17 protein-coding genes are annotated in these 25,219 nt (G+C 42.5%); 13 read left to right on the top strand and 4 right to left on the bottom strand.

The window, feature by feature from the left end:
* The first annotated feature begins 17 nt into the window (after positions 1-17).
* A complete protein-coding gene (locus KTO63_RS10335; RefSeq protein ID WP_217791190.1) occupies positions 18-1,403 on the top strand; it encodes a SusD/RagB family nutrient-binding outer membrane lipoprotein in 1,386 nt (461 codons plus the stop codon).
* A gap of 242 nt (positions 1,404-1,645) precedes the next feature.
* On the opposite strand, the gene KTO63_RS10340 is transcribed toward KTO63_RS10335, so the two are convergent.
* Positions 1,646-2,542: a helix-turn-helix domain-containing protein gene (locus KTO63_RS10340; RefSeq protein ID WP_217791191.1), complete on the bottom strand. Its 897-nt coding sequence runs from the start codon at positions 2,540-2,542 to the stop codon at positions 1,646-1,648.
* Between the two features lie 254 nt (positions 2,543-2,796).
* Between KTO63_RS10340 and KTO63_RS10345 the strand changes: the two genes are divergently transcribed.
* The 12 genes from KTO63_RS10345 (at position 2,797) to KTO63_RS10400 (ending at position 23,802) form a co-directional block, all read left to right on the top strand.
* The gene (locus KTO63_RS10345) at positions 2,797-3,732 is read left to right on the top strand and encodes a dihydrodipicolinate synthase family protein (RefSeq protein ID WP_217791192.1); all 936 of its coding nucleotides are present in this window, start codon (positions 2,797-2,799) and stop codon (positions 3,730-3,732) included.
* A gap of 109 nt (positions 3,733-3,841) precedes the next feature.
* Entirely contained in the window at positions 3,842-5,365 is a 1,524-nt protein-coding gene (locus tag KTO63_RS10350; RefSeq protein ID WP_232373116.1) for an aldehyde dehydrogenase (NADP(+)), read from the top strand.
* A 50-nt stretch (positions 5,366-5,415) separates the two neighbouring features.
* Entirely contained in the window at positions 5,416-6,417 is a 1,002-nt protein-coding gene (locus KTO63_RS10355) for a 4-hydroxyproline epimerase (RefSeq protein WP_217791193.1), read from the top strand.
* Positions 6,418-6,681: 264 nt separating this feature from the next.
* Positions 6,682-8,922 (top strand): putative Ig domain-containing protein, encoded by a 2,241-nt coding sequence (locus KTO63_RS10360; RefSeq protein WP_217791194.1) that lies wholly within the window; start codon positions 6,682-6,684, stop codon positions 8,920-8,922.
* A gap of 60 nt (positions 8,923-8,982) precedes the next feature.
* Positions 8,983-10,437, top strand: a complete 1,455-nt coding sequence (locus tag KTO63_RS10365; protein ID WP_217791196.1) for an APC family permease — start codon at positions 8,983-8,985, stop codon at positions 10,435-10,437.
* A gap of 45 nt (positions 10,438-10,482) precedes the next feature.
* Positions 10,483-13,218, top strand: coding sequence for a DUF5695 domain-containing protein (locus tag KTO63_RS10370; RefSeq protein WP_217791197.1), 2,736 nt, complete (start codon positions 10,483-10,485; stop codon positions 13,216-13,218).
* 35 nt (positions 13,219-13,253) lie between these two features.
* Positions 13,254-15,815 (top strand): alpha-L-arabinofuranosidase C-terminal domain-containing protein, encoded by a 2,562-nt coding sequence (locus KTO63_RS10375; protein ID WP_217791199.1) that lies wholly within the window; start codon positions 13,254-13,256, stop codon positions 15,813-15,815.
* A gap of 31 nt (positions 15,816-15,846) precedes the next feature.
* On the top strand, positions 15,847-17,253 hold the full coding sequence (locus tag KTO63_RS10380) for an aminopeptidase P family protein (protein ID WP_217791201.1): 1,407 nt from the start codon (positions 15,847-15,849) through the stop codon (positions 17,251-17,253).
* 242 nt (positions 17,254-17,495) lie between these two features.
* Positions 17,496-19,862: a glycoside hydrolase family 127 protein gene (locus KTO63_RS10385; protein ID WP_217791203.1), complete on the top strand. Its 2,367-nt coding sequence runs from the start codon at positions 17,496-17,498 to the stop codon at positions 19,860-19,862.
* 382 nt (positions 19,863-20,244) lie between these two features.
* On the top strand, positions 20,245-22,413 hold the full coding sequence (locus KTO63_RS10390) for a family 43 glycosylhydrolase (protein WP_232373117.1): 2,169 nt from the start codon (positions 20,245-20,247) through the stop codon (positions 22,411-22,413).
* A 193-nt stretch (positions 22,414-22,606) separates the two neighbouring features.
* Positions 22,607-23,257: a hypothetical protein gene (locus KTO63_RS10395; RefSeq protein WP_217791205.1), complete on the top strand. Its 651-nt coding sequence runs from the start codon at positions 22,607-22,609 to the stop codon at positions 23,255-23,257.
* 62 nt (positions 23,258-23,319) lie between these two features.
* On the top strand, positions 23,320-23,802 hold the full coding sequence (locus KTO63_RS10400; RefSeq protein WP_217791207.1) for a thermonuclease family protein: 483 nt from the start codon (positions 23,320-23,322) through the stop codon (positions 23,800-23,802).
* Positions 23,803-23,901: 99 nt separating this feature from the next.
* Here the strand turns inward: KTO63_RS10400 and KTO63_RS10405 are convergent, their stop codons facing one another.
* The 3 genes from KTO63_RS10405 to KTO63_RS10415 form a co-directional block, all read right to left on the bottom strand.
* Entirely contained in the window at positions 23,902-24,165 is a 264-nt protein-coding gene (locus KTO63_RS10405) for a YciI family protein (RefSeq protein ID WP_217791209.1), read from the bottom strand.
* 115 nt (positions 24,166-24,280) lie between these two features.
* Positions 24,281-24,604 (bottom strand): ArsR/SmtB family transcription factor, encoded by a 324-nt coding sequence (locus tag KTO63_RS10410; RefSeq protein WP_217791210.1) that lies wholly within the window; start codon positions 24,602-24,604, stop codon positions 24,281-24,283.
* Complete coding sequence (locus KTO63_RS10415) at positions 24,601-25,029, bottom strand: SRPBCC family protein (protein ID WP_217791211.1); 429 nt, start codon at positions 25,027-25,029, stop codon at positions 24,601-24,603. The genes KTO63_RS10410 and KTO63_RS10415 overlap by 4 nt, the downstream gene beginning before the upstream one ends.
* Positions 25,030-25,219: the final 190 nt, after the last annotated feature.

Consider the following 25,219-nt stretch of genomic DNA (forward strand, 5'->3'; position numbering starts at 1 on the left):
CGCTCAACATTATTAAAATGAAAAAGAAATTATTATTCATCATAGTGACGCTGGGCATTGCAGCAACAGGTTGTCAGAAGTTCCTGGATGTAAACAAAGATCCTAACAATCCGTTGAATGTTCAGGAGTCGTTATTGCTGCCACCAATTGAACAAAATGTATCTGACAATATACAAGGTGGCAATGCAAGCATCAATGTTCAAAACTATCTGCAGAACATCGCGCCGAACCAGCTCAATCCAGGCATCTGGAACTATCAGTCTTTTAATGTTGATTTCGACGGCGACTGGAATGCGTTCTATGTCATCTGTCTAAACAATCTTAAGATCCTGAATGACAAAGCCACCACCAATAAAAAATGGAACTATGCAGCGATAGCAAAAATTCTGACCGCCTATACACTGGGCTCTGCCACAGACTATTGGGGTGATATTCCTTATTCAAAAGCATTTGACAAGACTCATTTCTTGGTGCCATACGACAGCCAGGAAAGCATTTATAATACCATACAATCCTTGCTCACAGCAGCAATTGATGATATTGACCAAAACAGCGGACCAGTTCCCGGCGGTGATGATTTTTTATACAATGGAGATATGGGTAAATGGCGAAAAGCAGCATTGTCATTGAAGGCAAGGTATTTCATGCACTTAACCAGAGCTCCCGGACACACTGCTGCCACACAATGCGACAGTGTGTTGAAAGCACTAAGTGGAGCAATGGCAGCAAACGATGATGACTTAAAATTCAGTTATGGTGGTGAAACAGGATCTGAAAATATCTGGAACCTGACTTTCTCACCTGTTACTACCTATGTGTTGAATGAAACATTAATAGAAACGCTCAAACAAAGAAACGATCCGCGTTTGCCTTTTATAGCTTTGAAAGCAGAAGGCACAGGCAAATACACAGGACGAAGAATTGGAGCGCCTACGGCAGATCTAACTATTTATTCGTACCCTAATAACTTTTACGGTGGTACAAGTTCTTCCAATTATTTAATGACATATACAGAGTCATTGTTTCTACAGGCAGAAGCTCTATTCAGAAAGTCAGGATTTGCGGCTGCTCAACCTATATACGTCAATGCGATCAATTCCAACATGTCGAAAATGGGACTTGATACGCTTTCTGCAGCAGCGGTCGCTTACGTAGCATCAAGAACATTAACAGCACAAAACGGATTGCAGCGCATCATGGAAGAGAAAGCAATGGCAAACCTTTTCAACTTCGAAACATGGACAGACTGGAGGAGAACCGGTTATCCGGCACTCGTAAAAGTTGATGGCGCATTATCTGAAATACCAAGAAGAATACTATATCCAAATAGTGAGATTTTAACCAACCCGCAAGCGCAGCAGTCGGCGAAGTTGACTGACCGTGTTTGGTGGGATGTGCAATAGGTTTTGAGTCCCGAATTTTTACCACTAAGGCACTAAGAACACTAAGCCTCACTAAGAGAACCCGAACTTTCAGGGATTCCTTAGTGAACCTTAGTGGTTTCTTAGTGCCTTAGTGTTTTTATTTTGAACTGGCACAAACAAAGTCACGAAACATTTGGAGCGTGTAAAAGCACTTGCAGAATGCAAAAAAGCTCCCAAATTCGGGAGCTTTTATTTTGAATAACCATAGACAGTAATTGAACTCAGGCACTAGCCATCGGCTGTTCAATATTTTGAAAGTAATTATCAATGTACTCTTTCGGGGATTTTTTTACAATGCTTTTAAAAACACGATTGAAATTGGTAATGCTGTTAAAGCCAGTATTGTATGCAACTGAAGCGATGCTGTCATAGTTTTTGTCAACCAGTTTTTTACATGCTTCATTTACACGCACCTGGTTCACAAACGAAACAAGCGTATTGTGTGTGTGTTTTTTAAAGTAACGGCAAAACGCCTGCGGTGTCATGTACGCCAGCTTTGATACTTCATCCAGTGTGATCGGCTGTTTATAATTTTGCATCACATAGTTGTAAATACTCGCGATCCTGATCCCTTCAGTATCATCATAAGAAGCTGTTTGTGTCTCCGCGGCAAGTGGATCAAGGTTTTCAAACGAAGCAATAAGTTTAAGCAGATCTATAAAATAAAGGAACTGTTCAACACCATTGGTGCTTTTTACTTTCACCATTTTTTCAGATACTTCTTGAATATACTTTTCAGGAATCTGAAAACCACCGCTGTTTTGCTCAATAAAGTTTTTCAAATGCTTTACCTCAGGAATAGAAAAGAAAGAACCAAGTTTCGAGTCACAACTGAAAAAGATGTCAATGGAGTGTGTGCTTTGGTTGCTTGTACTTTCAAAATAGCTTGGGTCGCTTTTAAAAACATGTGACTGATTCGCCGCTATCCAATAGATCTGGTTACCATGAAAGGCATGCATCCTGTTGTCAACCACCAGCGTGCCTTCGCCTTGTATTACCCAGGTTAACTGCACTTCATTATGTCTGTGTAAATGAGGATAGAAGTGGTGCAAAGACTCTTCCTTACATATCAGGGTCTTATTATCCGGAACCGGAAGTGTGAATTGAAGGATCTTCATGGCAGTTCTTTTTAGTTAATAATGGTTAGTAATCTAATTTACGGAAATTATCCGCCTTTTGCCAAAAAACTAGGCCATTGGGTTAAAATACGGTTATAGTTGGTTAAAATAGATCAATTGTTACAGCATCTTAAACGTGTTTTTGACACTTAATTTGCACGGGATCATTGGGTTAATATCAGGTTATTATTTATTAAAAACGATAAATTCCTCAGCCTTTTTGTGGGATAGTTTCGTAAGAAATTATTAGCAATATGGCAATTGAATGGAAAGGCGTATTTCCAGCGCTTACAACAAAATTTGATGCATACGATCAGCTGGATCTTCCTGCATTTGAGAAAAACCTTTACGCACAATTGGAAGCAGGGGTAGACGGAATTATTTTAGGAGGCACCCTTGGTGAAAGCAGCGTATTGACAGTAGAGGAAAAAGAAATCCTGGTTAAGTTTTGTATAGCAAAAGTAAACGGAGCCGTACCGGTCGTAGTGAATATTGCGGAAGGTTCTACCAAAGAAGCCATCAGGCAGGCAAAGCTCGCCAAAGAATGGGGCGCAAAGGGCTTGATGTTATTGCCGCCGATGCGATATAAAACCGATCATCGTGAAACGGTTGAATACTTCAAAGCAGTTGCTGCGGCGACAGATCTGCCGATTATTCTGTACAACAATCCCATCGATTATAAAACTGAGATCACACTTGAAATGTTTGATGAGCTCGTAAGTATTCCCTCCATACAGGCCGTTAAAGAATCAACAAGAGATGTGACCAATGTAACGCGTATGATTAACCGCTTTGGTGATCGCTTTAAATTGCTTTGCGGTGTGGATACACTTGCAATGGAAGAAATGCTGCTCGGTGCCAGCGGTTGGGTAGCTGGATTGGTATGTGCATTTCCTGCAGAAACAGTTGCGATCTACCGCCTTGTGAAAGCCGGCAGAGCAGAAGAAGCCGTTCCGATTTATCGTTGGTTCATGCCATTGCTCGAGCTTGATATTCATGCAAAACTTGTTCAATATATTAAACTCGCGGAGGCTCAAACCGGCATTGGTACAGAGAATGTAAGAGCGCCAAGACTTGCTATTGTTGGTGCAGAGAGAGAAAGAATATTGGGCATCATTACGAAAGCATTACAAACGCGTCCCAAGCTACCTGAATACCTGAGCATCGAAGAAAAAATATTAGCTGTTTAATTGTCTTCAATGTACGATGTACGAAAGTCATCCGCATGTTGCACTCTAACGAATTTCGTACATCGTACACCGTATGTAAGCTGCAATAATGAATTTAAAAAAATAAGGAATGGCCGGAAATTTTACAACTGATATGATCGCTCCTTCTACGCAGGTTGATATTGCTGAAGTAATGGAACGTTCTGGAAAAGCGTTTGCTGATTACAAAAAACTGTCACCACAAAAGCGTGCGGATTTTTTGTTAGCAATTGCTGCACACATAGAAGATGCAAGGGAGGAGCTTATATTGCTTGCACAGGAAGAAACAAATTTGCCGCAGGGAAGACTGAACAACGAAATAACACGGACAACAACACAGTTAAAAATGTTTGCGTCTTTGCTGCAGGAAGGCAGTTGGGTAGAAGCAACAATTGACACCGATATTGATGGCTCGGTACCAGCGAAACCAGATACGAGGAAGATATTGTTGCCTACCGGCCCTGTGATTGTTTTTGGTGCAAGCAATTTTCCCTTTGCATTTTCAACAGCAGGAGGCGATACAGCGAGTGCGTTGGCTGCGGGATGCCCGGTAGTAGTAAAAGGGCATTCTGCGCATGCGCAAACTTCGCTTCGTGTATTCAAGGCAATTGAAGCTGCTATTGCACAAGTGCAGGTACCCGCATATACCGTGCAACATGTTATGGGGCCGGGCTCAGCTGTGGGAAAACAATTGGTGATGCACCCGGCGGCAAAAGGAGTTGGCTTTACAGGTTCTTATAACGGTGGCACTGCTTTGGTGGAGTATGCAAGACAACGTTCAATTCCTATACCTGTGTTTGCAGAAATGAGCAGCATAAATCCGGTAGTGTTTTATCCCGATACGTTGGCAAAAAATGCGACCAACCTCGCCACAACTTTTGCAGCGTCTATCACACTTGGTATGGGACAGTTTTGTACAAACCCGGGGCTGCTGATTGGAATAGAGGGCAGCGCTTTTGAAGGATTTCTTGAATTGCTGGCTGCTGCAATTAAAGAAGTGCTGCCGCAAAAAATGTTGCATACCAGTATTCACACAGCATACGAAACAGGCTTGAAAAAAATATTAAGCCTCGAAGGCATTCGCGAACTGGGGCGCTCTTGCAAAGAAGCTGCTGTATTGGAAGGAACGCCTGTGGTTGCTATGGTACAAGCGAAAGATTTTTTGGCGAACGAGCATTTTACTGAAGAAGTTTTTGGTCCTTTTTCCCTGGCCGTTAGTTGCCGTGATAAGGAAGAATTACAACAAGTATTAAAAAGCCTTAAGGGACAACTTACCAGCACGATTGTAGCAACGCCGGAAGATATTCGTGCCTTTGAAGATGTTATTGAACTGCAACACAATCTTGCGGGCAGAATTATTTTGAATAATGCTCCAACCGGTGTTGAGGTTTGCGCAAGCATGGTGCATGGAGGCCCGTTTCCCGCTACAACTGATGAGCGATTTACGTCGGTTGGTACATCCGCCATCAAACGTTGGGTAAGACCTGTTTGCTTTCAGAACTTTTTAGATGAAATGTTGCCTGCGGCACTCCAAAATAGTAATCCTTTAGGTATATTACGATTGGTAAATAACCAATACACACGCGACGCAATTGTAAAGGTGCCGTCTCCTTAAAAAGAGAGGCACTGTTTTCTTAACCTTGATGCTTATACTGAAACCTGCGAATGAAAAAAACTTTTTTCTGCATTGATGCACATACTTGTGGTAATCCTGTAAGACTTGTTGCAGGAGGTGGTCCGGATTTAAAAGGCGCAACGATGAGCGACAAGCGCCAGCATTTTTTAAAAGAATTTGATTGGATAAGAAAGGGCCTCATGTTTGAACCACGCGGTCACGACATGATGAGCGGAAGCATTTTATATCCGCCGCATGATGAAGCTAATGATGTGGCTGTACTGTTTATCGAAACGAGCGGATGCCTGCCCATGTGCGGACACGGAACCATTGGCACCATTACCATCGCCATTGAAGAAGGATTGATCGTTCCTAAAACGCCGGGCATTGTGCGTATGGAAGCGCCTGCCGGTTTGGTAATGATCAGTTATAAACAGGAAGGCAAAAAAGTAAAATCCGTAAAGCTTACGAATATCCCTTCTTTCCTCGCAGTAGAGAACATTCAAGTTGAATGCCCGGAGTTGGGAATGCTTACAGTGGACGTTAGTTACGGAGGAAACTTTTACGCTATTGTTGATCCGCAACCCAATTTCAAAGGGCTGCAAGAGTACAGTGCCGATAAATTAATCAGTTGGAGCAGAGTGATGAGAGACAGGATCAACGCCGCTTACACGTTTATTCATCCTGAGAATCCAACCATCAACGGTTGCTCACATATTTTATGGACAGGAGAGGTGATTGATAAAACTTCCACCGCACGCAACGCAGTATTTTATGGCGATAAGGCGATTGACCGCTCGCCATGTGGAACCGGCACGTCAGCAAGAATGGCGCAATGGTACGCAAAAGGAAAACTTAAAAAAGGAGATCAGTTCATCCACGAAAGCATCATCGGTTCCAAATTCATCGGTACGATAGAAGAAGAATTAAAAGTAGGAGACAAGGCCGCCATTAGACCTGGAATTGAAGGCTGGGCAAGGATTTACGGGTACAATACCATTTCCATAGATCCGGAAGATGATCCGTATGCGTATGGGTTTCAGGTGATCTAATCGGTGAAGAAAAATTAATAATTAATAATTAAGAATTAATACGGCGGCTGCAAGGGGATTCTCAACAGCACGCTCGTGAACCAGCCCCAGAGGGGCGGCACGTTAGTAGACTAAGATTTAAGGTGCACCGTAAATTCCAGCCCCAGAGGGGCGACATGTTAGTTTCGAAGAAGCGCGGTATTAGGCTGTTCGAAATTGAACACCTTGTGTGCAATTTTTTTGCATCATTTTTTAAATGTTAAACAGACAGTTAATTTCCATATCATGAACAGGCATTTTTTTTCACTGATATTTCTTTTGCTGCTTCAATGCATGATGGCTCTGGGGCAACGCCAACAGTCAATATCATTGCCTGCAGCGAAGTTTGTTACCGGCGATAACACCCAATGGTCAATGCCTGGCTTCAACGACAAAGAATGGAAAACCATTAAAACCGGCACCGTTTGGCAAGAGCAGGGATTTGCCGATTATCATGGATATGCATGGTACAGGATACACATAGTGATTCCTTCACGCATGAGGCTGCAATCATTTTGGAAGGACAGTCTCTGCCTCTACCTCGCACATGTCAACGATGTTGATGAAACATATTTGAACGGAAGAAAGATCGGCAAGACCGGTGCGTTTCCTGAAGATGCAGGTGGATATGTAAGTAAATGGCCCGCGGTAAGGGCTTATCATATTGCGGCGTCTGATCCTGCAATTAAATGGGACAAAGAAAATGTGATCGCTATAAAAGTCTACGATGGCGGCGGCTCTGGCGGTATTTTTATGGGGAACCCAAGCATCACGATGCTGGAGAAAATTGACGGTACCAGTATTGGCGTCATGACCGACAGCACGCTCTTTGATAATGCAAAAGCGATTGTTCCTGTGAAATTAAGTAACGACTTTAACACCCGGATAGAAGGCGCCTTGCAAGTAAAGGTGATCGATAATTTTCAACAAAAAGTTATACAGACAAAAACAGTTAAGCTCACCATTGAACCTTTTAGCAAGAAAATATTTTCCTTCACTGTTCCTAATAAAGCGGGCATTTCTTTCAACAGTTCATTTATCGATAACAGTTCAAAGTTGTCCGTAACAAACAACCAGTCACTGGCTTATATACTAACTCCAAAGGCATCAGGCAAGCCACAGATCAATAGCGCCAGCGCTTTTGGCGTTCGACCCGCCTCGCCAGTGTTATTCAGGGTTGCCGCCTCTGGCAACAAGCCCATGCAATACTTCGAAAAAGATCTTCCTGCCGGTTTGCAACTCGATTCATCTACCGGCATCGTCACCGGTTCAATCAAACAAAAAGGTGATTATATTTTTACTGTTGGCGCAACCAACAATCTTGGGGTTGCCTCAAAGCAGATGGTCATTAAAATAGGCGATCAATTGGCGCTCACGCCTCCGATGGGCTGGAACAGTTGGAACTGCTGGGGTATAATTGTAAGTGCAGATAAAGTGAAGAGTTCCGCGCAAGCGTTGATTGATAAAGGATTGATTGACTATGGCTGGTCGTACATCAACATCGACGACGGTTGGGAAGCGCCGGAACGCAATGTTGACGGCACCATCGCCACCAACGAAAAGTTCGGCAACATGAAGGAGCTGGGCGACTGGCTACACAGCAATGGATTGAAATTCGGGATTTATTCTTCACCCGGTCCACGCACTTGTGGCGGTTATCTCGGTTCTTATCAACATGAAAAACAGGATGCTGATTCATACGCATCATGGGGCATCGACTACTTAAAATATGACTGGTGCAGTTACGACGGCATTGTTGGAAAGGATACGACGACTGCTGCATACATAAAGCCCTACACAATAATGTCAGAAGCATTGCGTGCTCAACCGCGTGATATTGTGTACAGTCTTTGCCAATATGGTATGAAGGATGTTTGGAAATGGGGACCACAAGTGAACGGACAAAGCTGGCGCACTACCGAAGATATTGAAGATACCTGGCAGAGTCTTTATTCAATTGGCTTTCACCAGGATAGGCTATTTTCTTATGCAGGTCCCGGTCATTGGAACGATCCTGACATGATGATCGTAGGGCAGGTCGGTTGGGGCGAAAACCTTCATCCATCAAGACTTACACCGGATGAACAATATACGCACGTAACGTTGTGGTCGCTTTTGTCAGCACCATTGCTGATAGGATGTGACCTGAGCAAGCTCGACAATTTTACTTTACAACTACTCACCAACAGTGAAGTTATTGCGGTGAATCAGGATCTGTTAGGAAAGCAGGCGCAACGCGTCTTTAATACTGACAGCACACAAGTGTGGATGAAGGAATTGGAGTCTGGAGAAAAGGCTATCGGGATATTTAACATGAGTACCAAATATAGAACCGTGAAGGTCACCTGGGATTCATTGGGCCTTACTGCTCCACAACAAGTGAGAAATATTTGGAGACAACAGAATGTAACAGCAAACAAACTTTTCTACACGGCTGAACTGCCGCCGCATGGAGTGGCGTTTATCAAAGTGGTGGCAAAAAAGTAGACGAGGGCTTGGGTTGAAAACAAACACAACATTGTTTAAATAGAGAACCAAATTTTCTGCATGGAGAAAACTGCAACAACTCAAAAGAAATTCAAACAATCATTCAGCCTGCTGGATGCAACAATGATCGTAGCAGGGTCAATGATCGGCTCGGGCATTTTTATCGTAAGTGCCGACATTACAAGAAACGTGGGCTCAGCAGGATGGATGATCCTTATCTGGTTACTAACTGGTTTGTTAACATTAATCGCTGCGTTAAGCTATGGTGAACTCAGCGGCATGTTTCCAAAGGCCGGAGGACAATATGTTTATTTGAAAGAAGCATACAATCCTTTGGTCGGATTTCTTTTCGGCTGGAGTTTTTTTACAGTCATACAAACAGGTTCCATTGCGGCGGTAGGTGTTGCCTTCAGTAAATTTGCTGCATATATTTTTCCAAGTTTGAGCGAGAAGAACATTTTGTTTGAACTTGGCATTCTCAAAATTTCTGCTGCACAAATCACTTCCATCATTGTTATATTGTTACTAACGTATATCAATACTCGAGGAGTTAAAGAAGGTCGCGCCATTCAAACTACCCTTACTTTAATTAAACTTGTTTCACTCTTCGGTCTTGTAATCTTTGGTTTTTGGGCCGCCAATAAAAATACCTGGGATGCGAATTGGACAACCGGATTTTCACTTCATAAAATAGACGGTAACTTTTTGATTCCCTATTCGGGTATGGCTGTGCTGGGGGCAATAGCAGGAAGCATGGTAGGCAGTTTGTTTAGTAGTGATAGCTGGAACAATGTGACCTTCATTGCAGGCGAAATAAAAAATCCCAAACGCAATATTGGCCTTAGTTTGTTTTTGGGAACGCTGATCGTTACTGTTATTTACACAGCCACTAATTTTATGTATCTCAGTGTAATTCCTTTGCACAATATTGCGTTTGCCGAAAATGATCGAGTGGGCATGGAAGCGGCAACAATTATATTTGGAGACAGGGGTACAAACATACTGGCTGTATTGCTGATGATATCTACGTTTGGATGTGCCAATGGGTTGATACTTGCCGGAGCCAGGGTTTATTATACCATGGCAAAAGATGGATTGTTTTTTCAAAGAGCCGCCAAACTCAATTCCAACGCGGTGCCGAGCAATGGCTTATGGATACAGAGCATTTGGGCCGCAGTGCTTTGCTTAAGTGGCAGATACAATGACCTGCTTGATTATGTAATATTTACCGTTCTTATTTTTTATATACTAACCATTGCGGGTATTTTCATTTTACGACGCAAACGACCTGATCTTCCAAGACCCTACAAAGCTTTCGGTTATCCTGTGTTGCCCTTCCTGTATATTCTTTGTGCCGGTACTATTTGTGTTTCGCTACTGATATATAAACCGCAATTTACTTTCCCAGGACTGGGCATTGTATTGTTAGGCATACCGGTTTACTATTTCATTTTGAAAAGAGGTGGTGCTAAGGAAACCTCACTCGTAAGTGATAGCCTACAGGCGTTCGAATGATAAGATGGAGGGGTGAAAAAGTAAAAAGTAAAAAGAGAACAGATAATGATGATGATAAAAAAGATAAAGATATTTTTTGTTGCAGCAGGATTGTTTTTGGTTTCAAATGCGTCTGCGCAATCACCGTGGCAAAAGCTTGCTCAAAAGCCTTCCACGCTTGGTTTGCAGGACGGACGAATAGAATTCAAAACATCGTCCTTCCGTTTGCAACTGGTAAAAGCTTCGCAAACAGTATCGGCACTCAATCCGTTAAGCATTCCTGCATTTGATTTTACTCCCGGTGATAGTTTGAAAATTCGCAGCAGCAATGGCATGTACCATCTTGGGGATATCAATATCAGTTTGCAGGTTGAAGGAGATACGGCATGGAAAAATTTTTCAACCGCAAAAGAGCGCAATAAAGTAAAAGCTCTTCCTGCGTCTGGTGATGTATTGGCTGCAGCAGATTTGACATCCACATTAGATGCAAGTATTCCACTCACCATCAAACGCTTCTGGGAAGTGCATGATGGTAATCTTGTTTTGAGATTTGAATTGCAGAACAAAATAAACAGTGTCGTTGAAATTGGTGCATTGGGGATTCCAATGGTATTCAACAATCTGCTCGAGGGAAAAACTTTGGAGCAGGCACACGCCCGCAATGTATTTTACGATCCATATACAGGAATGGATGCGGGTTATTTGCAGGTAACGCGCTTAAGTGGAGCGGCACCTTCTTTACTTGTTTTGCCTTATGGTAAAACGCCTTTCGAAGCATACAATCCTTTGCTGGATGATCCTACTCCACGCGGAATTGTGTTTGAAGGATTTTATGAATGGTTGGTGCACAGCAAGGCATACGCACAAACCACCTGGAAAAATGCGCAACAATGGAACGAGCCAACATCAGTGAAGATCATGCCTGGCGAGACGAGAAGCTATTCACTGCAGTTTGTATTGGCTGGTGATCCGAAGAATATTGAAACTACCTTGAAAAAATATCACCGTCCTGTGGCAGTGGGCGTACCCGGTTACGTGTTGCCACAGAATGTTAACGGAAAACTTTTTCTTCAATATGGGAAAAACGTTTCTTTCATAAATGTAGAGCCTGCAGGTGCTATCGATGTGGAACCTGCGCCTTCCGAAAATGCAAACTGGAAAGTGTATTCCTTGCACGGACACACATGGGGCAGGGCGCGAGTTACAGTAAACTATGCTGATGGAGCAGTTCAAACAATTCATTACAAAGTCATCAAACCTGAAGCGGAAGTGATTGGAGACTACGGTAACTTTCTCACCAATCAACAATGGTTTGAAGTGCCGAATGACACTTTTCACAGAAGCCCTTCGGTTATTAGTTATGACTATGAAAAGAACCAACAGGTTGTGCAGGACAGTCGCGCATGGATAGCGGGCCTGAGTGATGAAGGTGGCGCTGGTGGCTGGTTAGGAGCGACCATGAAACAATTGATATTGCCGGACAACACGCAGATAAAAAAACTCGAGCGCTTTGTTGACCAGACCCTCTACGGCAACATACAATACACGATGGGCGCGAATAAATTTGGTGTAAGAAAAAGCCTTTTCTTTTACGAGCCGGATAAAATGCCCGCAGGTACTTACGACAGCTCCATCAACTTTAAAACATGGGCGGCATGGCCACGAAAAGAGGCAGAGAATATTGGCCGGTCGTACAACTATCCACACGTTGCGGCTGCCTACTGGGTAATGTATCGTCTCGCACGTTACCATCACAATCTGGTGAATAATCATGAATGGGACTGGTATTTGAACAATGCTGCGCAAACAACAATTGCCATGGTAGAGAAAGCGCCTTACTATGCGCAGTTTGGACAAATGGAAGGTTCCGTTTTCTTTTTCATACTGAGAGATTTGCGCAGAGAAGGGCTTACAACGATGGCTGAGAAAATAGAAGCATTGATGAAAAAAAGAGCCATTCATTGGCGCTCACTTGCCTATCCGTTTGGAAGTGAAATGCCATGGGATTCCACAGGGCAGGAGGAAGTGTATGTGTGGTCATATTTTTTTGGTTACACAGATAAAGCAGAAGTGACGTTGAAGGCAATCCTTGGCTACATGCCAACATTACCAAGTTGGGCATACAATGGAAATGCACGCCGTTACTGGGATTTTCTGTATGGGGGCAAACTTTCACGCATAGAAAGAATGATCCATCATTATGGCTCGGAGCTGAATGCCATTCCTGTTTTGCAGGAGTACAGAACACATCCGGATGACCTTTATTTGTTGCGTGTAGGTTATGGTGGCGTGCTGGGTGGCATTGCAAATATTAATGAAGAAGGTTTTGCGCCGTGTGCATTTCATTCGTTTCCCTCCACGCTTGTAAACGATGGACTGTCTGGCGATTATGGTTCCGGATTTTACGGATACGCAGTCAATACTGCTACCTATCTCACAAAAGACAAAGAGCTTGGCTGGCTTGGTTTTGGCGGCAATGTGAAACAAGAGAATGGCTGGATCATAGTTGAGCCAACCACTGCTGCTAAAACATCTGCATTCATTGCACCTGTTGGTTTGTGGCTGGATTTAAAAGCTGGAACGATCAAGCAGCTTGCATTTAATCCGGTAACGAAACAGTTGAAGTTGCAATTAGACAATGCTGATGAACATACTGCGATCGCTTATCTCGATATTTCAATTACAGGAAGAAAAAACAAAACGTTCACGGTAAAGGGCTCTTCAAAAATGGAGAAGGGAATGTATGTTGTCCCCTTGCATAACCAGCCAACAGAGGTAGTTATTTTCGTGACAGACAAATAGTCAATCAGATCAATTCAATACCAACAGGATCACTCATGAATTGTAAAAGCATTTTCTTAACTGCACTCAGCATAGCATTCTGTATGGCCACAATTGCGCAACGCGAAGCAACTGTTCGTGTGAGTTTGTCTGATACAGGAGCAATAGTAGCGCCTACGTTGCATGGTGTTTTCTTTGAGGAAATTAGTCATGGAGGAGAAGGCGGCATCTACGCTGAGCTGATCCAGAACAGAGGGTTTGAAGAAGCGAACATTCCGCCGGGAACGACATTGAAAGATGGGTTCATCTTTCCGCCTGCAACACCACACTTTTCATTGTCCGGAAATGCTGTAAGCGATTGGAAAATGGAATGGCCCAATCACGGCGAGTTTCCCGCGTGGACGGTTCATGCAAATGGCAATGCTGCCATAAGTGAGTTAAGAACAAGCAACAATCCTTTGAATGATGCAACACCCCATTCGTTACAAATAGAAATCAGCAAAGCAGATGCGGCCAATACTGCAGATGTAATCAACGAAGGATTCTGGGGCATTAACGTGCAGGCAAATGAAAATTACAATCTGAATTTTTTCTTGCGCGGAAATTACAAAGGACAAGTGAAAGCTTTGCTGGTTGCACAAGACGGCACTATACTTGGATCGTGCACGTCGCAAGTTAATAACGATGTTAAGTGGAGGAAATATGTTGGTGTTATCAAAGCGCAAAAGACTGATACAAAGGCAAAATTTGTTTTGCGATTTGACAGACCCGGAACAGTGTGGCTGGACTTTGTTTCATTGTTTCCGCAGAAAACATTTCACAATCGTCCCAACGGACTAAGGCAGGATCTTGCACAATACATTGCCGATCTTAAACCTGCATTTATCAGGTGGCCGGGCGGCTGCTTTGTAGAAGGTATTACTATCCAGAGCGCACCGGATTGGAAAGCCACAATCGGTCCGGTAGAAAAAAGGCATTCGACTTACAGCCCCTGGGGTTACTGGACCTCAAATGGTTTTGGCTATCACGAATACCTGCAGTATTGTGAAGATATTGGCGCAGCTGCGTTATATGTTTTCAACGCTGGTGTGTCGTGCGATTTCAGAAGTGGCACATTTGCGCCGGATGATAGCTTGCAACCATATATTCAAAGTGCATTGGATGCTATTGATTATGCCATCGGTCCGGTGAATTCAAAGTGGGGCAAACTCAGGGCCGCTAATGGACATCCGAAGCCTTTTCCATTGCAATATGTTGAAATAGGCAACGAGCAAAACGGCCCGCGATATGCAGAGCGTTACAATATTTTTTACGATGCCATCAAAGCGAAATATCCAAACATCAAAACAATCGCAAGCATGGGTATTGGCGATGTCAATGATTTTACTTTGAAAAAAATGAGACGCGTTGATTTTGCGGATGAACATGCGTACAAGTCTGCGGGATGGGCAATGCGCAACTTCGAACATTTCGACAAATACAAAAGAGGTGCATGGGATATTTATGTGGGTGAATATGCTACCAACGCAGGAGTTGGAGCAGGTAATATGGAAGCAGCGCTAAATGATGCAGTTTACATTATGAGCATGGAGAAGAATGGAGACCTTGTAAAGATGAGCAGTTATGCGCCGTTGCTTGTTAACACAAATGATATTGACTGGCCGGTAAACCTGATTAATTTTGACAATGCTCAAAGTTTTGCACGCATTTCTTATTACGCTATAAAAATGATGAATGAAAATCGTGCGGGCATTAATGTAAAAGCTGTTGTAAACATTGGGTCTCCGGTCATTAAGAAGCCTGCGTTTGCGGGAGGAATAGGCCTTGCAACATGGGACACAAAAACTGCTTATAAAGACATTGAAGTTATACAGAATGGAAAGACCATTTTTAAAAGTGACTTTATCAACGATCTTAATAATTGGCAATTTGTAAGAGGGCAGTGGGGCGTGAACAGTAGCGATAGTTCGTTGCAGCAAACAGCTGAAGGTGCACAGCAATTTGAGATGTTGAAAAACAAATCGTTTGAAACCTACACCTTACAACTTAAAGCAAAAAAACTTGAGGGCTACAATGCATTCATCATTCCATTTGCGGTAAAAGACAGCAATACATTTTATCGTGCGCATATTGGTGCGTGGGTAAACAAAGTAGGCGTATTTGAAAAAGTTACGAATGGCTACGATGTTAGCAACATATCATCAACAGTAAATTTGCCTGATTCTATCCAAGCTGGAAAGTGGTATGATATAAGATTGGAGGTTGGTCTGGATACGGTGAAATGTTTTTTAAATGATAAGCTAATCATGACTTACAGCGAGCCGGTTAAAATGTTTGCCATCGCCGGTAAAGATGATAAAACAGGAGACGCGATCATAAAAGTGGTGAATGGCTATGGTGATGCAGTGGAGACGGATTTTGATCTCACAGGTTTTGCGGGCAGCATCTCAAAGATCACCCAAACTACCTTGAAAGCATCTTCATTGAATGACGAAAATTCTTTCGCAGAAAAAAATAAATTTGTGCCTGTGAACTATTCCATTGAGATGAAGGCGAAGCCGCTGCATTTATCGATTTCTCCTTATTCAATCAATGTGATCAGGATATCAACGAAGTAAAAAGCAAACAAACGAATTCAATACGCAAGCCATGAAAATGACAATGTTCGATAAGACAGTATATATTGAAAGACGCAGGAAATTAGTGCAGGAGCTGGGAAGCGGCATCATCGTGTTAATGGGCAATGAAGAAAGCAGCATGAACTACAGAGATAACTGTTATTCATTCAGGCAAGACAGTACATTTCTGTATTATGTGGGCATTAACAAACCCGGGCTTGTATTGGTGCTGAATATTGATGAAGGAACGGAAACATTGTTTGGAAATGATCTGAGCCTTGATGATATTATCTGGACAGGAGCAATGCCTTCAATCAGCGAATTGGCAGCACTTTCAGGTATTGGGCATACAAAGCAATCCAACTCGCTGGAGCAATTTTTTAAATCAAAAGAGAACTCAGGTCAACGCATTCACATTCTTCCACCCTACAGGCCGGAGAATGTATTGAAGTTAAAAAGTTGGCTTCATGTGCCGGTCGCAAAGTTGCAGGAGTTTGTATCGGTTCCATTGATCAAAGCGATAGTGAAACAACGCGAGATTAAAGAACAAGCAGAGATTGAGGAGATTGAAAAAGCTGTAAACATTAGTGCCGACATGCATTTGGCCGCTATGCGCCACACGCGACCAGGCATGAAGGAGTATGAAGTGCTGGCGAAGGTGCAGGAAGCTGCACTGGCCGCAAATGCGGGTGTATCTTATCCTGTTATACTAACCATCAATGGTCAAATCTTACACAACCACTACTATGGTAATACCATTCAGGAAGGCAATATGATACTTTGTGATGCAGGTGCAGAGAATGCCATGTGCTATGCAGGTGATCTCACGAGGACATTTCCCGCAGGCAAAAGTTTTACAAGCGAACAAAAGGAAATTTATCAGGCGGTGCTGGATTCGATACAGCATGCGGCTTCTTTGTTAAAACCCGGTGTGCAATTTCGCGAAGTGCACAGGCAGTCGGCCGTTAAACTATTAGAAGGTTTAAAGCAAACCGGTCTTGTAACCGGCGATGCCGAAGAGGCCGTGGAGTTGGGAGTACACACATTGTTCTTTCAGTGTGGCCTCGGCCACATGATGGGGTTAGATGTGCATGATATGGAGGATCTCGGTGAAGAGTATGTTGGCTATACTGACGCGATAAAAAGAAACACTTCCTTTGGATGGAAGTCATTGCGCCTTGCAAAGGAACTTCAACCGGGATTTGTACTGACCGTTGAACCCGGCGTTTACATCATTCCTGAATTGCTGAACAGATGGAAAGCAGAGAATAAACTTGCTTCCTTTGTGAACTACAATAAACTTACAGCAATGCAATCATTCAGCGGCGTGCGTATAGAAGATAATTATGTGATAACAGATAACGGCTACCGCAAGCTCGGCAAAGATTTACCGACAACCATCAAAGAAGTTGAATCATTCAGAGCTGCGCAGTTTTAGAGGGAGCACGCAGATGACGCTGATTAGACTGATTTTCGCTGATTAGTACGGTTGCTGCACATAAATAATCATGTATTCAGTCAATAAAAGATCAGTGCAAATCAGCCTAATCAGCGTCATCTGCGTGCCAACTGCGTGAAATTCAAACCAGGGTTAGTTAAAATACAAGTAGGCGACGTTCTTATTTTTTAGTCACTTTACGTTACCTATTAATCATCTGAAAATTGCACGATTATACTGGTATGAAGAAAATATTACTGACTATAGCAGGGAGCGCTTTCCTTATCGGAGGATTTGCGCAATCGTATTTGCCGGAAAGAAGCAATGCAAAACTCAAAGTAAAAAACGTCATCCCGTTAAAGGCATACGCTTTTAACCTTAAGGATGTCACCTTATCGGATAGCGGTCCTTTTAAACATGCAATGGATATCGATGCCAACTACATGTTATCCCTGGAGCCTGCAAGATTGTTGAATCGTTTTTATAAGAATGCTTCAATCGCTCCGACAGATAGTGCTTATGGCGGTTGGGAGAGCGAAGGCCTTTCCGGGCACACGCTCGGGCATTATCTGTCTGCATGCTCCATGATGTATGCGACAACGAAAGATATGCGGTTTAAAAAGATTGCGGATCATATTGTGCAGGAATTGGCGAAGTGCCAGAGTGCTCGAAAGACGGGATATGTGGGCGCGATACCAAATGAAGATTCTATTTTTAACAGAATAAAAAGAGGTGAGATAAAATCAGGTGGCTTTGATCTGAACGGTGGATGGAGCCCATGGTATACTGTTCATAAAGTGATGGCAGGCCTTGTAGATGCTTATATGTATTGTGATAATGCGCAGGCATTGGAAGTGGTGAAAAAAATGGCTGATTGGACTGGTGACATTGTAAACCCGCTGACAGATGAACAAAGACAGCGCATGCTGAAATGCGAATACGGTGGCATGAACGATGTGCTGGCAATGATATACGCAATTACCGGCGATAAGAAATATTTGACTTTGTCTTACAAATTCTATGATGATTTTATCATGCAGCCGCTTGCTGAAAACAAACCGGATCCCATTGCAGGAAAGCATTCCAATACCAACATTCCGAAAGCTTTGGGAAGTGCGAGGCAGTACGAGTTAACATCAAATGCCGGTGACATGACTATTGCTAAAAGATATTGGGACATCACGGTGGATCATCATACCTATGTAAACGGTGGCAATGGCAATTATGAATACCTTGGAGCGCCGGATAAATTGAACGATGCATTGAGTGACAATACTGCAGAAAGTTGTTGTGCATACAATATGCTTAAACTGTCTGGGCATTTGTTTACATGGCAGCCGCAAAGCAAGCTAGCAGACTATATGGAGCGCACTTTGTACAATGATATCCTCGCTTCTCAAAATCCTATCGATGCGATGATGCTGTACTTCGAACCATTGCGCATGGGAAGCAAAAAACAATTCAGTGATTCGTTTAACACCTTTACCTGTTGTGTAGGCAGTGGTATGGAGAATCATGCGAAATACGCTGAGAATATTTATTTTGAAAGTGCTGATGGCAACAGCTTGTACGTGAATCTTTTTATCCCTTCAACGCTTAACTGGAAAGCAAAACAGTTGACCATTTCGCAGCAATCAAATTATCCCGAAGCAAACAATATAACACTTGCAATTGGCGGTGTTGCAAACAAAAACATTGCATTGCTCGTAAGAAAACCATGGTGGACAAACAAAGGCTATACAGTTAAAATAAACGGACAGGCGTCCAGCTTATTTAAAGAAACAGATGGCTACATTGCTATCAAACGCACATGGAAAAAAGGAGACAAAGTTGAACTGACATATCCAATGGAGCTGTACACGGAAAGCATGCCTGACAATAAAAATCGCATTGCCATTTTGTATGGGCCTGTGTTGCTTGCTGGAAACCTTGGTGACACAATGCCTGATCCTGTGTATGGAACGCCGGTGCTGATGACAGACAACAGGAATGTTGCGCAATGGGCAGTGGCTGATGATAATGCCCCGTTGGTTTTTCGCATGAAAGGCGTAGGCAAACCATTCGATGTAACGCTTAGTCCGTTTTACAAAAACATCGACAATTATTATTCTGTATACTGGGATTTCTTTACCAATGCAGAGTGGAGCGCCAGAGCCGCGGAATATGAAGCGGAGAAAAAACGTCAGAAGGAAATTGAAGCCAATACAATAGATGTGATGCGGTTAGGGGAGATGCAGCCGGAGCGTGATCATAATTTGAAGGCAAGTGAATTCTCGTATGCCAGTGATGCCTTTGGCAAGACGGGAAGAGAGGCACGCAAAAACGGATTCTTTTCATTTGACATGAAAGTGGAACCGGGTTCAAAAAATGCATTGCTCTGTACCTATATTGGAGATGATAAAAATCGATTGTTCGACATCCTGATCGATGACGTAAAAATTGCGAGCCAGGAACTCAAAGGTGGCACACCGGGTAAATTTTTTGATGTTGAATATCCAATACCTGCAGAGTTGATCGCCGGCAAAACAAAAGTGGTCGTAAAGATTCAGGGCAAGGAAGATAAGACGGCAGGCAGGATGTTTGGGTGCAGAGTAATTAGGAAATCGTAGAGACAAGGCAATGCCTTGTCTGTACCGACGTTGAAAATTGAAAATGGTAGCGGCGAATCGCTCTCGTCCTCAAACATAAACAATTAGCAATAAGTCAACATGGGGCTATTTTTAATAGCCCTTTTCTATGTCCCGTTATTTGCATGATCGAAAAAATACACGCCGTTACCCTCTCAATTCCTAACTCCTAATTTCTAACTCCTGCTTATTCGTGTCAATTTTACAATAAAACCTGTCGTTTTCACCTGCGCCGTTATTTTCTCCCCCTTTAAATGTGAATTTTCCCCCCTAATGGATATTTTAGCAACGCTATTTTTGAATAAAATCCCCCGCATTACTGTTCCCACAGTATTGTAGGGAAATAAAATTAAGTTGCCATAAGATGAAGTATTTGTTCCGCTCGCTTTTGTTGTTGTTTTTTCCTTCTATGATTTTTGCTCAGGCTACTGCCAAAAAAAAGGTGACGCTGTCGACGTCCAGGGAAAAATACCAGGGTTACCTTTTCGCATATTTTACAGGTAATAGGAAAAGTGAAGAAGCCATTCGATTTGCGATCAGCATAGATGGTTATCATTATCGCGCCCTGAACAATAACGAACCCATTGTTTCTTCAGAGAAAATAAGTTCTACCGGCGGCGTTCGCGATCCGCATATTTTGCGCGGTGCCGATGGCAAAACATTTTACATGGTGGCGACCGACATGGTGTCTGCACATGGCTGGAACTCGAACAGGGCAATGGTGTTGTTGAAGTCAACTGATCTTGTCAACTGGACCTCCAGTGTGGTGAATATTCAAAAACGTTTTCCCGGAAACGATAGCCTGTTAAGAGTTTGGGCACCGCAAACGATCTATTATGCGGAAAAGAAAAAGTACATGGTGTATTTTTCATTGAAACATGGCAATCAGCCAGACAAGATCTATTATGCGTACGCAAACAATGATTTCACGGATTTGGAAACAGCACCGGTGCAACTTTTTTACAGTCCAGACAATGCTGCTTGCATCGATGGCGATATTGAAATAAAAGACGGTAAATATTACCTGTTCTTTAAAACAGAAGACAGATTGCCCGGCATAAAAGTCGCAGTATCAAACAAATTGACTGAAGGCTATGTGATGCAGAGTGACAATTATGTGCAACAAACAAAATCTCCGGTAGAAGGAGCGGGTACATTCAAGTTGAATGATGGTAGTGGTTATGTGTTGATGTACGACATGTACACTAGTGGAAAATATCAGTTTACAAAGACAACAGATTTTAAAAGCTTTTCGGTGATTGATCAGGACATTGCGATGAATTTTCATCCACGTCATGGAACGGTGATGCCTGTTACAACAGAAGAAATAAAGCGTCTTTCGAAAGAATGGATGAGCTATGATGCTGTGATCACCAACGTTGCGAATGCTCAAATAAAAAAGATCAATATCGTTTTGGATACAGCCACTAAAACGTTGACACTGCCTGTGTTGCCGGGAACTGATTTGAAGAATTTTGATCCGGGTTTTGTAACCTTTCCAGGCATAACGGTTACTGCCGCGACTCGTGATTTTTCTTCCGGTGGTGTTCGTTGTACAGTAGCCATTGCTGGAAAGGGTTCTCAATCCTATACTGTAAAGGCAGTGGAAAATCACAACCCGGCGATTGCTGGTTTGTACGCTGACCCCGATATCATTTTTGCAGAAAAAACAGGCAGGTTCTACATGTTTCCAACCAGCGATGGATTTAACGGTTGGTCCGGCACATACTTTAAATCATTCTCATCTCCCGATCTGGTGAACTGGAAAGATGAGGGCGTGATTTTGCAATTGGGAAAAGATGTTAGCTGGGCGAAATCAAGAGCATGGGCACCTTGCATTATTGAAAGAAAGGTCAACGGACAATACAAATACTATTATTACTTCTGTGCTGAGGCGAAAATTGGTGTGGCGGTGAGCGATAATCCAACAGGTCCGTTTGTAGATCTTGGCCAGCCTTTGATCAGCAAGCGTCCTGAAGTGATTACACGCGGCGGACAGACAATTGATCCCGATGTATTTCAGGATCCTCAGACGGGTAAATGTTATTTGTATTGGGGCAACGGTTACATGGCGGGCGCTGAGTTGAATGATGATATGATTTCTCTTAAAACAGAAACAATAAAAGACTTTACACCAGATAGTACCTATCGCGAAGGCACGCATGTTTTTTACAGAAACGGTATTTATTATTTCATGTGGTCGGAGGATGATACACGTGATCCCAACTATCGTGTGCGTTACGGCATGTCCACATCGCCAATGGGGCCAATGAAGATTCCTGTAAGTAATTTGGTTGTTGCCAGAAAAGATGCTTCGGGTATCTACGGGACGGGGCACAACTCAACAATACAGGTGCCGGGAAAAGATGAATGGTATTTGGTATACCATCGCTTCAACTATCCCAATGGCATAAAGATGGGTGGAGATGCGGGTTTCAATAGGGAAGTCTGTATTGATAAAATGGAATTCAATCCAGATGGAACAATAAAGCAAGTGGTGCCTACGCATGAAGGTATTAAGCCCGTGAAGTGAGACAAAACAGGGACGCAGATGTCACGGATTGGACTGATTTTCACTGATTTTTTCGTCATAAAATAAATAATAAAGCCTGTACATTTAAATGTGTGCAGGCTTTATTATTTATTTTATGGAAAAATGAGTTAAATGCATCTTTGCTGAATGGATAATGGATAAGCGAGGGTGTTTTAAAATCAAAATTACGAGTATGAGAATAATGATCTGCCTAACAAATATCTTGATTGTCGCTGTTTTGATGACTTCCTGTGGCTCAATAAGAACGAGCCATTATGCTGCCTACAATCAATTTCGCTATGGCAGTGAGCAACCGCGTTTTCATTTTAGCAATGATACCTTGAAAATAGAAGGGGCGTGGAGTTGGGCGAATGAGGCACGGGCAATACCCAAGCTTTCATACATTCCTAAAAATGTCCGCAAGACATTGGAGCCTATTGCGAAAGAAAAAGGTTACGTATTGTTTGCAACCTGGACACCTAATCGTAAAAAGTTCCGAAACGAAGGATATGTACAGGTGACGAAAGATGATGTTCGATATGTAGACGAGAACAATCAGCAATTCTTTGTAACAGTTTTAGTGAACGATCAGGAGTTTAAAACTGATACAAGCGTCTACAAATTCCGTGGAGTAAATTATGATACCAAATTTCAGATTTACACGAGCAAACCAAAGCTCGCAGCATCAGGCTACTGGGTAATGGAAGTGATTGCTGCGTCAGAAAAACGGTACTATGATTTTGTTTGCATCACAGACGAATCATTCATGGAGTCGAAAGAAACAAGAGAGTATCAGGCTAGTGTTTTTCTGGAAGATATTCAGCACCAGTTTGTGGGGCAATAATGTACCTTCGTGCCATTGTAAGTCTTCTGCATAAAAAAATAATCCGACGACTGAAAACACACATGCGTACATTCCTATTTTCTCTGCTATTGATTTTTACAATCAATGTTTCCGCACAAACTTTAAAAGGCAAAGTGGTCAAGGTGAGCGATGGCGATACGATCACAATTCTAGACAGTGTGCATCATCAAATTAAGATACGGCTATATGGTATTGATTGTCCTGAAAAGAAACAGGATTACGGAACTGTGGCCAAAAACTTTACCGCTGATAGATGTTTTTCAAAAGTGATCAGTGTTGTGTCAAAGGGAAAAGATAAATATGGCAGAACGCTTGGCGTTGTTATCTTGCCTGATAAAAGCGAACTTAATTTGTTGCTGCTTCAAAGGGGGCTTGCATGGCATTATAAAACTTTTGACAAATCAATAAGATATGCAGGCGCTGAGCTTAATGCAAAGCAGCAAAAATATGGTTTGTGGGCAGGCAAAAATCCTGTGGCACCATGGGAGTTTAGAAAGGAAGGCAGTATAATTTCGAAACCGTAGAAACGCATTGAATGCGTTTCTGTAGTATAAAGTATTTGTGATTTTTTGAACAATGTTTTTGTCTGTTTCGGACGCAAGAGAGACGCGTTCAACGCGTCTCTACAACATACTATCATCCCAATCTTTAATCACAAAGGATTTAATGATTCCTTCCAATACAAAAGGATCTTCTGCAACGAATGCTTCAGCTGCTGCACGCGTTCTAAATATTGCAAGATTGCCACCTCTGTCGGCAAATGGGCCAATACCAAGGACTTCGCCTCTTGCGACATATTTATCTACGATCACTTTGTGTCTCGGATAAACAGACAGAATTGTTTCCATTGTTGCCCCGGAGCCTTCGCCAATTACTATGGTTTTCATTTTTTAAGTTCTTAGTTGATAGTTGTTGGTTGTTAGGTTTTTAATTCCGAGAGTTCTCATTTAGTGAAATATGTTTCACAGAATGTCTAACAACCAACAACTATCAACTAACAACTTACTTCCCCGCTTTATTGTTCAAAATCGTTTCCAGTTTTTTCAACTTGCTTGTCCAGAATTTATCAAAGTAATTAATGAAATCCTGCAACTCGTTAAAACCATCCTGCTTCAATGTGCAATAGCGTTCGCGGCCAATATCTGTAATGGAAATAAAGCCTGCGTTGTACATGATCTTTATATGCTTTGAAACGGCAGGGCGGCTCATGTCAAAGTTTTCTGCCAAAGCATTTATGGTCATGCTTTCGTTTGAAAGCAGGTGTAACATTTGCCGGCGGCTGGGGTCTGCAATTACCTGGAATACATCAAGTGCTGGAGCTGTCATTGAGTAACTGTGTTTATTGATTCTTCGAAACGTTTTAAGCAGTGCTTCCATCCGCTGTCGTGCGCAATAATGTCTTCCAAAACAGTAAATCCATTGTGTTGTAAATGAAGCTCTGTTCCATCGCCTTTAGGAACAAGTGTCCAGTCAACTTTCGAATTGAAATTCCTGTTCTTATCCATTGTGCTGCCATTCCAGGAGTAAGAAAGCTTCGTGTAAGGATTTACAGTTAATACTTCACAATCGACAACGCCTGCGTAAGCACTATCTGCTTTTGGCACAAATGTAAATTGAAATTTGTAGCCGACAACTGGCTGAAAGTTAGATTTCATCAGCCATTGCTCAATGAGTTCGGGTTTTGTAAGATAGTCCCAAACTTCTTCCGGTGATTGCTTAAAGAACCACGATTGTTTTATTTCTTTTTCCATAATGAGTAACTTTTAGGTTACGTAAAGTTATATGTAACTTTTGAGTTACGCAAGTATTTTTTGAAAAAAAACTGCCGGAGTTGGTTGGGAGTTGAGAGTTGAGAGTTGAGAGTTGAGAGTTGAGAGTTGAGAGTTGAGAGTTGAGAGTTGAGAGTTGAGAGTTGAGAGTTGAGAGTTGAGAGTTGAGAGT

This window comes from Pinibacter aurantiacus (genome assembly GCF_019130065.1).
Lineage (GTDB): Bacteria > Bacteroidota > Bacteroidia > Chitinophagales > Chitinophagaceae > Pinibacter > Pinibacter aurantiacus.